A 13,621-nucleotide genomic window follows, 5' to 3' on the forward strand; every position below is an offset into this window, starting at 1 on the left:
GGCGCGCGAGCGGGCGCAGACTGCTGCTGTTTGGCGGCGTGGCGGGCAGCAAACATGCACGCGCGCGGTGCAGGCGTCATTCCCCCAGCGGTTTGAGCCGGATCGGGGTCTCGGCCAGCAGCCCGAGCGGGTCGACGTAGTCGGCCCGCGCCGCGGCACCCCACATCGCACCCCAGTGCAGGCAGGCGGTCACCGGGCAACCGGGGTGCCCGGCCAGCAGGGTCCCGATTGTCTGCCCGGCCGCGACGGTCTGACCGGGTCGGACCGCGGCCTGCACCGGTTCGTAGCTGGTGCGCAGCCCACCGGGATGGGCGAGGGAGACCACCGGGCGGCCGGCCAGCACTCCGGCGAACACCACGGTGCCCGGGCCCGCGGCATGAACCGGCTGATCGGGGACGGCTGCCAGATCGACGCCCCGGTGACCGCGGTTCCAGTTGGGGGAGGGCGCATCGAACTGCCTGGTCACCGCTGGTCGCGGCGACACCGGCCATAGCAGCCGGGAGGGCTCGGCGAGGGCGGGCGGCGGCCACAGCCACGCGATACTCAACAGCAGCGCAGCTGCGGCGAACCTCATCACTCCAGTGCAGCGTCAACCCGAGCCGATCGAAAGCCCCGAAACCCCGGCCTGTGGATCAATGGGCCGGGTTTGCCGCGTGGTAAAAGCACCCCTGTTCAGCGTGTAAACTTCTACCCGCAGCTCGCTGAGCGGGCTGACTTCGCGTGTCTGCGCATCGACCGCCTCAACGGGGTCGTACTCGGATGCCGACGGTCCTGACCTGGAAGTTTTCCAGATCGGGTTCGGCAACCGGCAGGCACCAGGGCCTGGCATCACCCGACGCCGGGCGACAACCGACACATAAAGGAACGAGTTCATGGCTGTTGTGACCATGAAGCAGCTGCTGGACAGCGGCGCGCACTTCGGGCATCAGACCCGTCGTTGGAACCCCAAGATGAAGCGGTTCATCTTCACCGACCGCAATGGCATCTACATCATCGATCTGCAGCAGACGCTGACCTACATCGACAAGGCGTACGAGTTCGTCAAGGAAACCGTCGCCCACGGTGGCAGCGTTCTGTTCGTCGGCACCAAGAAGCAGGCGCAGGAATCCATCGCCAAAGAGGCGACCCGCGTCGGTATGCCCTACGTGAACCAGCGCTGGCTGGGCGGCATGCTCACCAACTTCTCCACCGTGCACAAGCGCCTGCAGCGCCTCAAGGAGCTTGAGGCCATGGAGCAGACCGGTGGCTTCGAGGGTCGCACCAAGAAGGAAATCCTCATGCTGACGCGTGAGAAGAACAAGCTGGAGCGGTCCCTCGGCGGTATCAGGGACATGCAGAAGGTGCCCTCGGCCATCTGGGTCGTCGACACCAACAAGGAGCACATCGCCGTCGGAGAGGCCCGCAAGCTGGGTATCCCCGTCATCGCGATCCTCGACACCAACTGCGATCCCGACGTCGTGGACTACCCGATCCCGGGCAACGACGACGCGATCCGGTCGGCCGCCCTGCTGACCAAGGTCGTCGCCTCTGCGGTGGCCGAGGGCCTGCAGGCCCGCGCCGGCCAGGGTGCCGGTGAGAAGCAGGACGCCGAGGGCGCAGAGCCGCTCGCCGAGTGGGAGCAGGAGCTGCTCGCCGGTGCGACCGCTGGAACCGCCGAGGGCGATGCCGGCGCCGCAACCGAAACATCCACTGACGCTTCGTAATTCCAGGAGAAGTCTTTTATGGCTAACTACACCGCTGCCGACGTCAAGCGCCTTCGGGAGCTGACCGGTGCCGGCATGCTCGACTCGAAGAACGCTCTGGTCGAGGCCGGCGGCGACTTTGACAAGGCTGTCGAGCTGCTCCGTATCAAGGGCGCCAAGGACGTCGGCAAGCGCGCCGAGCGCGCCACCGCCGAGGGTCTGGTCGCGGCCAAGGACGGCGCGCTCATCGAGCTGAACTCCGAGACCGACTTCGTCGCCAAGAACGCCGAGTTCCAGGAACTGGCAGACCAGGTCGTCGCGGCCGCTGCCGCCGCGAAGGCCGGTGACGTGGACGCGCTCAAGGGCGCCAAGATCGGCGACACCACGGTCGAGCAGGCCATCGCCGACCTGTCGGCCAAGATCGGCGAGAAGCTGGAGCTGCGTCGGGCCGCTTACTTCGACGGCACGGTCGAGACCTACCTGCACAAGCGTGCCGCGGACCTGCCGCCGGCCGTCGGTGTGCTGGTCGAGTACCAGGCCGGCGATGCGGAGAAGGGCAAGGAGGCCGCTCACGCGGTCGCCCTGCAGATCGCCGCGCTCAAGGCCCGCTACCTCACCCGTGAGGACGTGCCCGAGGACATCGTCGCCAACGAGCGGCGTATCGCCGAGGAGACCGCGAAGGAAGAGGGCAAGCCCGAGCAGGCGCTGCCCAAGATCGTCGAGGGTCGCGTCACCGGCTACTACAAGGACGTCGTCCTGCTGGACCAGCCGTCGGTGTCGGACAACAAGAAGACCGTCAAGGCACTGCTGGACGAGGCCGGTGTCACCGTGACCCGCTTCGTGCGGTTCGAGGTCGGCCAGGCCTAGCCACAGCAGAAGACTCGAGCGGTGTACCCACCGCTCGCCGCAAAACCCCGCGTCCTTCCGGCGATCCCGGAAGCGCGGGGTTTTGTTCATTCGCGCACCGATCGCATGGTGCCCGCCGAACCGAGGTTTTTGCCGACGCAGGGGTTTGACGGGTACGAATAGGTGTTGGAGGTCAACATGCGCGTAGGTGTGGTGTTTCCACAGACGGAACTCGGCGGGGACGCCGGAGCCGTGCGTGCCTACGGCCAGCGCGTCGAAGAACTGGGCTTCACCCACATCCTGGCCTACGACCACGTCGTGGGCGCCGACCCGGCCGTGCACCGGGATTGGTCGGGGCCCTATGACCTGTACACCACATTCCATGAGCCGTTGGTGATGTTCGGCTATCTGGCCGCGGTCACGTCGCTGGAGTTGGTGACCGGGGTACTGATCCTGCCGCAGCGCCAGGCGGTGCTGGTGGCCAAGCAGGCCGCCGAGGTCGACCTGCTCAGCGGGGGACGACTGCGCCTCGGGGTCGGGCTGGGCTGGAACGCCGTCGAGTACGAGGCGCTGGGCGAGGAGTTCGGCAATCGCGGCAAGCGGTCCGAGGAGCAGGTGGAGCTGATGCGCCGGCTGTGGACCGAATCGTCGGTGAGTTTCGAGGGCCGCCATCACCAGGTGACCGGGGCGGGCCTGGCGCCGCTGCCGGTCCAGCGGCCGATCCCGGTGTGGTTCGGCGGTGCCTCGGCGCGCGCCCGGCAGCAGCATGTCCCGGTGCCAGCCGAACCGCGGCTGGGCCTCCAGGAATGTCGCATGCGTGCCCTGTTCGGCCAGCGCGATCGCCAAGGCGAGATTCGACGGGCCGAAACCGATGCCCAGCAGCGGCGGTTCAGGTCTGGACATGTGCGCGGGTCAATCGTTGNGGCACCGACGCCTGGGAACCGAAGGCGGAGACGTCCAACGGCGATTTCGCCCGGGCCTATCTGGCCACCGGCTTGGTGCCCCTGGGCAAGACCCGGCTCTCGGAGTTCGGCTTCAGTGCGTCGTGCGAGCACCCTCGCCTGGGCCCGGTGCGCAACCCGTGGAATCCGCTGTACACGGCGGGCGCCTCGTCATCGGGTTCGGGGGCGTTCGTGGCGTCCGGTGTGGTGCCCATCGCGCATGCCAACGACGGGGGCGGATCGATCCGGATCCCCGCGGCCTGCAACGGGCTGGTCGGTCTCAAACCCACTCGGGGCAGGCTGCCGCAGGACAAGGATCTGCGGGTGATGCCGCTGCGGATCGTGTCCGACGGGGTGCTGACCCGATCGGTGCGCGACACCGCGGCGCTCTACCGCGAGATGGAACGGGTGTACCGCAACCCCAAGCTGCCGCCGATCGGTGATGTCAGCCGGCCCGGCAAACAGCGGCTGCGCATCGCGGTGTGCACCCAGTCCGTCGTGCACGATGCCGGCCCGGAGATGGCCGAGCTCACCCACAAGACCGCGGCGCTGCTCGAAGAACTCGGTCACCAGATCACGGTGATCGGCAACCCGGTCCCGGCCCGGTTCAAGGACGACTTCCTGCTCTATTGGTCGTTCCTGGCGTATGCGACGGTGCGCGGCGGCAAGCGTTCCTTCGGGCCGAGTTTCGACCGGGACAAACTCGACAATCTCACCCTCGGGCTGGAACGTCTTGCCGCGCGCAACCTGCATCGGGTTCCGTCGGCGATCGCCCGGCTGGCCCGGTCGCGGCGGATCACCGAGCGGCTGTCCGGCAGCTACGACGCGGTGCTCATGCCCACCCTGGCCGAACCCACGCTGGAGATCGGCCGGCTCGACCCGACCGCCGACTACGAGCAGATCATCGACCGGCTACTCGGCTGGGTGGCGTTCACACCCCTGCAGAACGCCACCGGGGACCCGGCGATCTCGCTGCCGCTGGCGCAGACGGCTTCGGGCCTCCCGGCAGGCATGATGCTATCGGCGACCCGCGGCCGCGAAGCGTTGCTGCTGGAATTGGCCTTCGAGCTGGAGGAGGCCAGGCCCTGGCCGCGTATTCAGGATCCGGCCCCGGCCGCCCCACGTAAACGGGCACGAAAGGCCGTGACGTAGACCGCGGTTGGGGGCCGGGCACGGATTTGTCCAAGTGCTGCTCTCGCGGACGTCCGCGGCCTCATATGATTGCCGACAGTGTCACTGTTGCGGGGGTGTGAATGACGTCTGGGCCGAACGACCCGAGCCACTCGATGAGTTACGACCCGCTGGGTCAAGAACGAGGATCGATACGGTGGCAGGATCCGAACACCGCCACGCCTCGGCCTCCGACCGTGGCCGAGGCGCGACAGCGTGACAAGGCGCAGCGCGCACGTGAGGCCGCCGCACAGTTTGCCGCCCTGCAGGAGCAGAAGGCCCGTGAGCGGTCCGCCAGGAACGGCAAGATCCTGATGGGCTCGGTGGCCGTGGTCGGTGTGGTCGGGGTGATCGCGCTGGGCTATCACCTCCTGCACAAGGAGGAAATCTCGGCGACCTGCGTCAAGGACGGCACCAACGAGGTGGTGCCCGACTCGTACTGTTCCAGCGGCCACAGCAGCTCCGGCGGCACCTTCATCTATCTCGGTTCGCCGTACCGGTACTACTACGGCGGCAACAACGGCGGGGTCGGAACGATCGCCCGCGGCGGAACACTGGAGATGCCCAAGGGCACCACTGCCAAGACGAAGTCGGGCACCTCCATCTCCCGAGGTGGATTCGGCTCGTCGTCGAGCTACGGCGGAAGTTCGGGCAGCTGAATGCGCCGTCAACGCAGTTCCCCGCGAGCCGGCTGGGAACAGATCGTCGCCGACCAAGGGATGTGCTTCGGGACTCCGGCGCGCGACGCTGCCGGTGCCGACCGACCGTACTGGGACGAATCGGTGCACTACGTGTTCGACATGGACGAAGTGCTGTCGATCGAGGCCTCCGTCGAGGTACTGCACTCGATGTGCCTGGAGGCCGTCGAGAATGTGGTGCTGACCGGCCGCTACCGCGACTTCGGGCTCCCGGAATGGAGCTGGGAGCACATCGAGAAGTCGTGGCGGCGTAGCGATCCACATCTGTACGGCCGTTTCGACCTGCGCTACGACGGCCGCAGGCCGCCGGTGCTGCTCGAGTACAACGCCGACACCCCCACCACGCTGCTGGAGGCCGCGATCCTGCAGTGGCACTGGAAGACCGATGTCTTCCCGGCCGACGATCAGTGGAATTCGTTGCACGAGAAGCTGGTTGCCCGCTGGGCCGAGATCCGGGACCGCCTTCCCGGCGCCGAGACGTACTTCACCTGGTCGGGCGCCGAGCTCACCGGGGAGGATCACGTGACGGTGGCCTACCTGCAGGAATGCGCCGCCGAATCCGGACTGCACACGGTCGGCCTGGCAATCGAGGACATCGGGTACGACCAGGATCTCGACCGGTTCGTCGACCTGGAGGAAGCCCCCATGTCGTCGATCTTCAAGCTCTACCCGTGGGAGTGGATGCTCGACGACGAGTTCGGCCGCCGCGCGGTCGAACAGTTGCCGGCCACCATGTGGGTGGAACCGCTGTGGAAGACGTTGTTGAGCAACAAGGCCATCCTGGCCGTGCTGTGGGAGATGTATCCCGGACACCCGAACCTGTTGCCGGCCTACATCGATGACCCGCACGAGCTGACCGAGTATGTGCGCAAGCCCAAGCTCGGGCGGGAGGGCGCCAACATCACCATCGTCGGCGCCGGCTACGAAACCGAGACCGGCGGGGTGTACGGCGAGGAGGGCTACGTGTACCAGTTGCTCGATCCGCTACCGCAATTCGATGACATGCGCCCGGCGCTGGGCGCCTGGATCGTCGGCGACGAGTCCGCCGGGCTCGGTATCCGTGAGACCTCCGGTCTCGTCACCGACAACGGCGCTGCCTTTGTGCCACACCGCATCCCGCTGTGACCTTGGAAGGAACACTCCCTATGACAAACCACTCTGGTTGCGCTCAGCTCCGACTACTGGTCGGTTCTCGGCCACGGGGTATCGGCGATCGTGCTCTACACGATCGTCGGTGTGGCGCTGATGGTCCTGGGTTTCTACGTGATCGACTGGACCACCCCGGGCCCCTTGCGCACCCTGGTGCGGGCCGGGCGGCCCAATGCCGCGGCGGTGGCGGCCTCGGGCATCGTGTCGATGGCGCTGATCGTCGTGCTGGCCATCTACAGCTCATCAGGCGATCTGATCCAGGGTTTGATCATGACACTGGTGTTCGGGCTGTTGGGCATTGCGGCCCAGGCGTTCTCGGTTCGGTTGATCGGCGCGATCAAGGGCATCGACATCGGCATGGTGTTGGCCTCCGAGCGGTTCACGCCCCAGGTCCTGGTGGTCACGGCCGCCTATCTGGCGTTCGGTCTGATCGTCGCGGCGGCGATCCTCTAGGTCCATCCCGCGAGCAGACACAGAATCGCACTTTTCTCCCGGAAAACATGCGATTCTGTGTCTGCTCGCGCTAAAGGGTGCGGCAGACTTCGGCGGCGGCTCGGGTCAGCGCCGCCGGGCCGTCGCGCAGGGCCTGCTCCAGTGGCGTGCCGGGGGAGGTGATCGCGATCAATTTCGCGACCCCGTGCTCCAGCAGCACGTCGGCGTCGGGGGCCACCCGGCCGGCGAAGATCACCACCCGCGCACCGGTGCGTGCGGCTACCTGTGCCACACCGAATGGGGTCTTGCCCAACAGGGTCTGGGCATCGACACTGCCCTCGCCGGTGAACACCCAGTCCGCACCGGTCAGCGCCTGCTCCAGTCCGACGGTGTGTGCGATCACCTCGACACCGGGATCGCATTCGGCTGCAAGGAATTCCATCAGCCCGAAGCCCAGCCCGCCGGCCGCGCCTGCGCCGGGGCGGTCGGGCCTGGCGTGACCCAGCGCGGCTTCGGTCACCGCCACGAACCGGCTCAACGCGGCTTCGAGGATCTCGACGTCGGCGGGGCCGGCACCCTTCTGCGGGCCGAAAACGGCGCTCGCGCCGCCGGTTCCGAGCAGGGGTGCGGTGACGTCGGAGGCGATCTGGACACGGACGTCCGCCAGTCGGCGGTCGAGGCCGGAGACGTCGATGCGGTGCAGGTGAGCCAGTGCGGCGCCGCCGGGCGGCAGTGCGGCGCCTTCGGTATCGGTGAACGTCGCGCCCAGGGCGGTGAGCATGCCGACCCCGGCGTCATTGGTGGCCGATCCGCCGATCCCGATCAGCAGCTCGGTGGCGCCATGGTCGAGTGCCGAGACGATGAGTTGCCCCACACCGAAAGTGCTGGCGCGCAGAACATCCCGGTCCGCCGGGGCCACCAGCTCCAGGCCTGAGGCGCTGGCCATCTCGATCACTGCCAGCCGGCGTGCGGCGACGTAGCCGTAGCGGGCGCGGGTCGGGCGGCCGAGTGGATCCGCGACGTCGACTGTGATGCGTTCGCCGCCGAGTGCGTCGACAACCGCGTCGACCGTCCCTTCGCCGCCGTCGGCCATCGGCACTCCGACACATTCGGCCTCGGGCAGCGCCAACCGGACGCCTTCGCGCATCGCCGCCACCGCTTGCGACGCGGTCATCGACTCCTTGAAGGAGTCCGCGGCCAGAACGATTTTCATCCTGCCGGGACATTACCGACTGCGGCGCCGTACGGCGCGCCGGAAGGCGCTCACTTCACGGCATGGGCCAGCAGCCGCTTGAGCTCGCGTCGCTGTTCGGGGTCGAGCCGGTCGAGCACCTCGTCCTCGGCCGCCAGCACGGCCGCCTCGGCGCGGGTCAGTAGCTCGGCGCCATCGGCGGTCAGCTCGGCGGGCAGGGCCCGTCCGGAATCGACGGTTGCGGGCCGGCGCACCGCGCCGCGGTCCTGCAGGCCGCGCAGCACATTGTTCATCGCCTGCGGCGACACATTGGTGTGACGCGCGAGCTCGGCGTTGGACTGTCCGGGGGCCATCGACAGGACGCGCAGACAGACGAACTCGGGGAGCGTGAGCCCGAGCGGCTGTAGTTGTGCGGCGACCCGTGGCTGAAGGACTGCGACGACGCGATACATCAGGTAACCGAGCGGCTGCTCCGCCAGGACGCCCCCCGTTTCGGAGTTCATATCAAGCATATTGACACATATCAACCACGTTGATATACCGGACGCATGACCACACCAAGCGAAATGTCAGACGCAATGTTCGAATCGGCTTACCGCGGTGAGGCTCCCGAGTTCGCCGGGGTGCGACCGCCGTGGAGCATCGGGGAACCCCAGCCCGAGATCGCGGCACTGATCGCTGAGGGCAAGTTCCACGGCGACGTGCTCGACGCGGGCTGTGGCGAGGCCGCCACCGCGCTCTACCTGGCCGAGCAGGGATTCACCACGGTGGGCCTCGATCAGTCGGCCACCGCCATCGAGATGGCCCGGGCCGAGGCCGCCAAGCGAGGACTGGCCAACGCCAGCTTCGACGTCGCCGACATCAGCTCCTTCACCGGCTACGACGGCCGCTTCGGCACCATCGTCGACAGCACGCTGTTCCACTCGATGCCAATCGAACTTCGCGAGGGCTACCAGCAGTCCATCGTGCGGGCCGCGGCCCCGGGCGCCTCCTACTTCGTCCTGGTGTTCGACAAGGGCACCATGGGAGACACCGGCCCGGCCAACCCGGTCACCGAGGACGAGCTGCGCGAGGTCGTCGGCAAGTACTGGGTGATCGACGATGTCCGGCCCGCCCGCATCCACGCCAACGTGCCGCCGGAGTTCGCGAACTTCGCAGACTTCGCCGGGGCCGACATCCGCGACGAGGGCAACAACCGCAAGTCGATGGCGGCCTGGTTGCTGCAGGCGCACCTGGGTTAGCCGTTCGCTGAACTCCGCCGGCCGGCAACACTCGGTCGCACCGGAGCTCCCCCCGGCTACGTCTCCGGCCCGGGATAAGGCAGGATAGAGAGGCCGTCCAGGGGTAACCCGGGTGGCTCTCTACATGCGAGGAGTGCCGAGGAGACCGATGGCGGATCCGAATGTCGCCGGCGAGGGCGCAGCACCCATTCGTCCCTTCTACACAAGGGTTCTGCTGAAGCTCGGCGGAGAGATGTTCGGCGGCGGCGAGGTCGGGCTCGACCCCGACGTGGTGCATCAGGTCGCCCGCCAGATCGCCGAGGTGGTGCGCAGCGGGGTCCAGGTCGCGGTCGTGATCGGCGGCGGCAACTTCTTCCGCGGCGCCCAGCTGCAACAGCGCGGCATGGAACGCACCCGCAGCGACTACATGGGCATGCTCGGAACCGTGATGAACAGCCTTGCGCTGCAGGACTTCCTGCAGAAGGAAGGCATCGACACCCGCGTGCAGACCGCCATCACCATGGGGCAGGTCGCCGAACCCTACATTCCGCTGCGCGCCGTACGGCACCTGGAGAAGGGCCGTGTCGTCATCTTCGGCGCGGGCATGGGACTGCCGTACTTCTCCACCGACACCACCGCCGCCCAGCGCGCCCTGGAGATCGGGGCCGACGTGGTTCTCATGGCCAAGGCCGTCGACGGTGTCTACACCGCCGACCCCCGCGAGGATCCGAACGCCGAGCTGCTCACCGAGGTCAGCCATCGCGAGGTCATCGATCGCGGCCTGCGGGTCGCCGATGCAACCGCCTTCAGTTTGTGCATGGACAACCGGATGCCGATGCTGGTGTTCAACCTGCTCACCGAAGGCAATATCGCCCGCGCGGTGGCGGGTGAGAAGATCGGAACACTGGTCACCACCTGAACGGGAAACGGGAGAAGCCGACGTGATCGACGAAACTCTCTTCGACGCCGAAGAGAAGATGGAAAAGGCCGTAAGTGTGGCCCGTGACGACCTGGCCACCATTCGGACCGGCCGGGCCAATCCGGGCATGTTCTCCCGTATCAACATCGACTACTACGGGGCGATGACGCCGATCACGCAGATGGCGAGCATCAACGTCCCGGAGGCTCGCCTCGTCGTGATCAAGCCCTACGAGGCGTCGCAGCTGCGGCCGATCGAGGACGCGATCCGCAACTCCGATCTCGGCGTGAATCCCACGAACGACGGCAGCATCATCCGCATCTCCATCCCGCAGCTGACCGAGGAGCGCCGCCGCGACCTGGTCAAGCAGGCGAAGTCCAAGGGTGAGGACGCCAAGGTCTCGATCCGCAACATCCGTCGCAAGGCGATGGAAGAGCTCAGCCGCATCAAGAAGGACGGCGAGGCCGGTGAGGACGAGGTCGGGCGCGCCGAGAAGGACCTCGACAAGTCCACCCACACCTACACCAGCCAGATCGACGAACTGGTCAAACACAAGGAAGGCGAACTGCTGGAGGTCTAGTGGCCGATCAGCAAGTACCTTTCGTGGCAAACACACCGGTCGGAGAACCGCAGAAGAAGCAGTCCCGGGCCGGCCGTAACCTTCCGGCCGCCATCGCCGTGGGCGTCGTCCTCGGCGCCATGGCGATCGGGACCCTCCTGTTCGCGCCGATGTGGTGGCTGCCGTTGCTCGCGGTCGCCATCGCCATCGCCACTCACGAGGTGATCCGGCGGCTGCGCGAACACGGGTACGCGTTGCCCACCGTCCCGCTGTTACTCGGCGGCCAGGCGATGATCTGGCTGACCTGGCCGTTCGGCGCCGCCGGTCTACTGGGCGCCTACGGCGGGACGATCGTCGTCTGCATGGTGTGGCGCCTGGTGGGCCAGGGCCTGGACCGGCAACCGGTCAATTATCTGCGCGATATCGCCGCCACCGTCCTGCTCGCGACGTGGGTGCCGCTGTTCGCGGCCTTCACCGCGCTGCTGATCTTCGCCGACCACGGCGGTGCCCGGGTCTTCACCATCATCGTCACGGTCGTGTTCGCCGACATCGGCGGTTATGTCGCGGGCGTCTTGTTCGGCAAGCACCTGATGGCGCCGGCGATCAGCCCGAAGAAATCCTGGGAGGGCCTCGGCGGATCGCTGCTGTTCGGCATCGCCGCTGCCGTTCTTTCCGTGGTGTTCCTGCTGGACAAGCCCGCCTGGGTGGGCGTGCCGCTGGGCCTGCTGCTGGTGATCACCGGCGTGCTCGGCGACCTGGTCGAATCGCAGATCAAGCGCGACCTCGGGATCAAGGACATGGGGACGCTGCTACCCGGCCACGGCGGGATCATGGACCGCATCGACGCGATGCTGCCGTCGGCCGTCGTCGGCTGGATCGTCCTGACGCTTCTCGCCTAGGCTGCGCTGCCCGCGTGCGCCTGACGCGTTCAGCCAGCACGCGACAGCGCCGAGGACCAGTCCGGCGGCGATTCCGAGGTTCACCCGCTCGCCGAGCATGAACCAGGACAACACCCCGGCGACCGCGGGGATCACGCAGAACAGCATCGCGACCGCCGACGCGCCGTGCAGATTGATCGCCCGCACGTACAGCGACACCCCGAGCATGGCATTGAGCAGCACCACGCCCGCCACCGCCAGCACGGCCTTGGTGACGTCGTGCACCTCGACCGGTGTGGTGAGCGCCAGCGCTAGGGCCGGCACGAACGCGACCGCGTTCTGCACGGATGTCGAAGCCCGGAAATCGACATCGGAGCAGAACCTCTGCTGATAGACCCCGCCCGCGGCCAGGCCGAGCAACGCCACCAACAGCAATCCGACCGCGGGGTCGATCCCGCCCGAGGCCATCAGTCGCGTCGCGCACGCCGCCAGCACGGCCGCGACGCCCAGCACCAAGGCGAGTACCCGGCGGGGCGTCAACCGGTCGCGCAGGAACACCGCGGCCAGCAACGCCGTCGCGACCGGGTTCATCGCGATGACGACCGCGCAGAGCACCGCCGGGGCGCCGTGCTGAATGGCGATGTAGAGCGCGCAGAACTGCACGGCCTGCATCAGCAGACCCGCGACCGCGACGTGCAGCAGCTTGCGGCCGGTGGGAAAGCGGACCCGGGCCAGCGCCGCCCAGGTGCCCAGGAAGAGGCCTGCCAACCCGAACCGGAAGGCCAGCACGGCCATCGGGGACAGCGCGTGCACCGCGAGGTTGCCGATCGGATAGCCCAGGGCGTAGAAGAACGTCACGGTTGTCGCCGTGCGCATCGGCATCGGCTGAATTGCTCCTCGCGTGCGCAGTGCGGTCGTCGCCATGATGCCCATCGTGGGTGAGCCGCGTACCGCCGGTCCAACGATTATCAGCAATCGCGATTGATCGCTGATGCTAATCGTTGCGGTGGAATAACTCGGCGAATAGAAGGGAAGCCCTAGTTTTTGATCGTATCCGCTGATCGGAGTACGTTGGCCGCATGGGTCAGGTGCTGGACATCGCTCCGCTGCGCAGCCTCGTGGCAGTGGCCGACTGTGGCGGGTTTCACCGGGCCGCCGCGGTGTTGCACATGACGCAGTCCGCGGTCAGCCAGCACGTGCGGCGGATCGAGGCCGTCGTCGGCGGTCCCGTCGTCGAACGGTCCGGCCGCGGCGTCGCCTTCACCGAACTGGGGCATCGCGTCCTCGGTCACGCGCGCAGCATCCTCGCCGCGCACGACGCGGCGTTGGCCGATCTCGGTGCGGCCGAGGAGCGGGTGCTGCTGATCGGCGCCACCGAGCACGGCGCCGACGTCATGCTGCCGGCCCTCACCTCGGCACTGGGCGAGCGGTTGCCCGACTGGCGGTTGCGGTTCCGTCTCGACCGGAACGTGATGCTCGCCGATGCCATCGAACACGGTCTGGTCGATCTGGCCGTGATGCTCGACGGCTCCGGACTGGATCCGGCTCACGCGTCCGGAACGCTTGCGCTGAAGTGGGTTTCGGGCCGAGGCTTCGCTGCGCCCGCGGCAAATCAGCCGTTGCCCGTGGTGATGTTCTCCGAGCCGTGCACATTGCGCGAGCCCACGTTCGCCACGCTCGAGCGGTGTGGAATCGACTACCGCATCGCCGCGGAATCCGCCGACCTGTCCGGCCTGTTCGCAGCGGTGCGTTCTGGTCTGGGCGTGGCACTGCTGCCGATGATCGGCCGCCTGCCGGATGGACTGTGTCTGGCCGAGGGGCTGCCGCCGGCGAGCCGCGCATCGGTCTTCGTGCGCGGTCGCGCCGGCGTGGACGCGGATGTCCTGGACACCGTTGAACGCACCGTTCACGACGTTCTCGCCGAACAAGCCTGAT

General features: G+C 67.6%; 14 protein-coding genes and 3 pseudogenes. 12 read left to right on the forward strand and 5 right to left on the reverse strand.

Going from position 1 to position 13,621, the window contains the following annotated elements; all coding sequences use genetic code 11:
- Positions 1-76 precede the first annotated feature (76 nt).
- Positions 77-574 (reverse strand): M23 family metallopeptidase, encoded by a 498-nt coding sequence (locus BN4332_RS00820; RefSeq protein ID WP_066896250.1) that lies wholly within the window; start codon positions 572-574, stop codon positions 77-79.
- Positions 575-872: 298 nt separating this feature from the next.
- Between BN4332_RS00820 and rpsB the strand changes: the two genes are divergently transcribed.
- The 3 genes and pseudogenes from rpsB to BN4332_RS00835 form a co-directional block, all read left to right on the forward strand.
- A complete protein-coding gene (gene rpsB / locus BN4332_RS00825; RefSeq protein WP_066896254.1) occupies positions 873-1,703 on the forward strand; it encodes a 30S ribosomal protein S2 in 831 nt (276 codons plus the stop codon).
- 18 nt (positions 1,704-1,721) lie between these two features.
- Positions 1,722-2,549 carry a translation elongation factor Ts gene (gene tsf / locus BN4332_RS00830; RefSeq protein ID WP_066896256.1) on the forward strand — a complete coding sequence of 276 codons (828 nt, stop codon included), beginning with the start codon at positions 1,722-1,724 and terminating at the stop codon, positions 2,547-2,549.
- Between the two features lie 177 nt (positions 2,550-2,726).
- Positions 2,727-3,284: pseudogene (locus tag BN4332_RS00835) on the forward strand (LLM class F420-dependent oxidoreductase); the annotation flags it as partial.
- A 51-nt stretch (positions 3,285-3,335) separates the two neighbouring features.
- On the opposite strand, the pseudogene BN4332_RS35725 reads toward BN4332_RS00835, so the two are convergent.
- Positions 3,336-3,431, reverse strand: a pseudogene (locus BN4332_RS35725) (hypothetical protein); the annotation flags it as partial.
- Between the two features lie 20 nt (positions 3,432-3,451).
- Between BN4332_RS35725 and BN4332_RS00845 the strand changes: the two are divergent.
- From BN4332_RS00845 to BN4332_RS00860, 4 genes and pseudogenes are all read left to right on the forward strand, one after another.
- Positions 3,452-4,621, forward strand: a pseudogene (locus BN4332_RS00845) (amidase); the annotation flags it as partial.
- Positions 4,622-4,755: 134 nt separating this feature from the next.
- Positions 4,756-5,298 carry a hypothetical protein gene (locus tag BN4332_RS00850; RefSeq protein WP_066896259.1) on the forward strand — a complete coding sequence of 181 codons (543 nt, stop codon included), beginning with the start codon at positions 4,756-4,758 and terminating at the stop codon, positions 5,296-5,298.
- Positions 5,299-6,462: a glutathionylspermidine synthase family protein gene (locus tag BN4332_RS00855; protein WP_066896262.1), complete on the forward strand. Its 1,164-nt coding sequence runs from the start codon at positions 5,299-5,301 to the stop codon at positions 6,460-6,462.
- 33 nt (positions 6,463-6,495) lie between these two features.
- The gene (locus BN4332_RS00860) at positions 6,496-6,939 is read left to right on the forward strand and encodes a DUF350 domain-containing protein (RefSeq protein ID WP_066896266.1); all 444 of its coding nucleotides are present in this window, start codon (positions 6,496-6,498) and stop codon (positions 6,937-6,939) included.
- Positions 6,940-7,009: 70 nt separating this feature from the next.
- Here BN4332_RS00860 and BN4332_RS00865 read toward each other — a convergent pair whose 3' ends face one another.
- The gene (locus BN4332_RS00865; protein ID WP_066896270.1) at positions 7,010-8,131 is read right to left on the reverse strand and encodes a glycerate kinase; all 1,122 of its coding nucleotides are present in this window, start codon (positions 8,129-8,131) and stop codon (positions 7,010-7,012) included.
- A 50-nt stretch (positions 8,132-8,181) separates the two neighbouring features.
- The gene (locus BN4332_RS00870) at positions 8,182-8,622 is read right to left on the reverse strand and encodes a MarR family winged helix-turn-helix transcriptional regulator (RefSeq protein ID WP_066896273.1); all 441 of its coding nucleotides are present in this window, start codon (positions 8,620-8,622) and stop codon (positions 8,182-8,184) included.
- A gap of 36 nt (positions 8,623-8,658) precedes the next feature.
- On the opposite strand from BN4332_RS00870, the gene BN4332_RS00875 reads away from it, so the two are divergent.
- The 4 genes from BN4332_RS00875 (at position 8,659) to BN4332_RS00890 (ending at position 11,707) form a co-directional block, all read left to right on the forward strand.
- Positions 8,659-9,351 carry a class I SAM-dependent methyltransferase gene (locus BN4332_RS00875; protein WP_066896276.1) on the forward strand — a complete coding sequence of 231 codons (693 nt, stop codon included), beginning with the start codon at positions 8,659-8,661 and terminating at the stop codon, positions 9,349-9,351.
- A gap of 148 nt (positions 9,352-9,499) precedes the next feature.
- Positions 9,500-10,249 carry a UMP kinase gene (pyrH, locus tag BN4332_RS00880; RefSeq protein WP_066896279.1) on the forward strand — a complete coding sequence of 250 codons (750 nt, stop codon included), beginning with the start codon at positions 9,500-9,502 and terminating at the stop codon, positions 10,247-10,249.
- 22 nt (positions 10,250-10,271) lie between these two features.
- A complete protein-coding gene (gene frr / locus BN4332_RS00885) occupies positions 10,272-10,829 on the forward strand; it encodes a ribosome recycling factor (RefSeq protein ID WP_066896281.1) in 558 nt (185 codons plus the stop codon).
- Positions 10,829-11,707: a phosphatidate cytidylyltransferase gene (locus BN4332_RS00890; protein ID WP_066896283.1), complete on the forward strand. Its 879-nt coding sequence runs from the start codon at positions 10,829-10,831 to the stop codon at positions 11,705-11,707. Before frr ends, BN4332_RS00890 begins: the two co-directional genes overlap by 1 nt.
- Here the strand turns inward: BN4332_RS00890 and BN4332_RS00895 are convergent.
- Positions 11,618-12,568, reverse strand: a complete 951-nt coding sequence (locus BN4332_RS00895) for a DMT family transporter (protein ID WP_066896474.1) — start codon at positions 12,566-12,568, stop codon at positions 11,618-11,620. The two genes, BN4332_RS00890 and BN4332_RS00895, sit on opposite strands and share 90 nt — an antisense overlap.
- Positions 12,569-12,765: 197 nt before the next feature.
- Between BN4332_RS00895 and BN4332_RS00900 the strand changes: the two genes are divergently transcribed.
- Positions 12,766-13,620 (forward strand): LysR family transcriptional regulator, encoded by an 855-nt coding sequence (locus BN4332_RS00900; RefSeq protein ID WP_066896286.1) that lies wholly within the window; start codon positions 12,766-12,768, stop codon positions 13,618-13,620.
- Position 13,621: the final 1 nt, after the last annotated feature.

Source organism: Mycolicibacterium houstonense, assembly GCF_900078665.2.
GTDB classification, from domain to species: Bacteria; Actinomycetota; Actinomycetes; order Mycobacteriales; family Mycobacteriaceae; genus Mycobacterium; species Mycobacterium houstonense.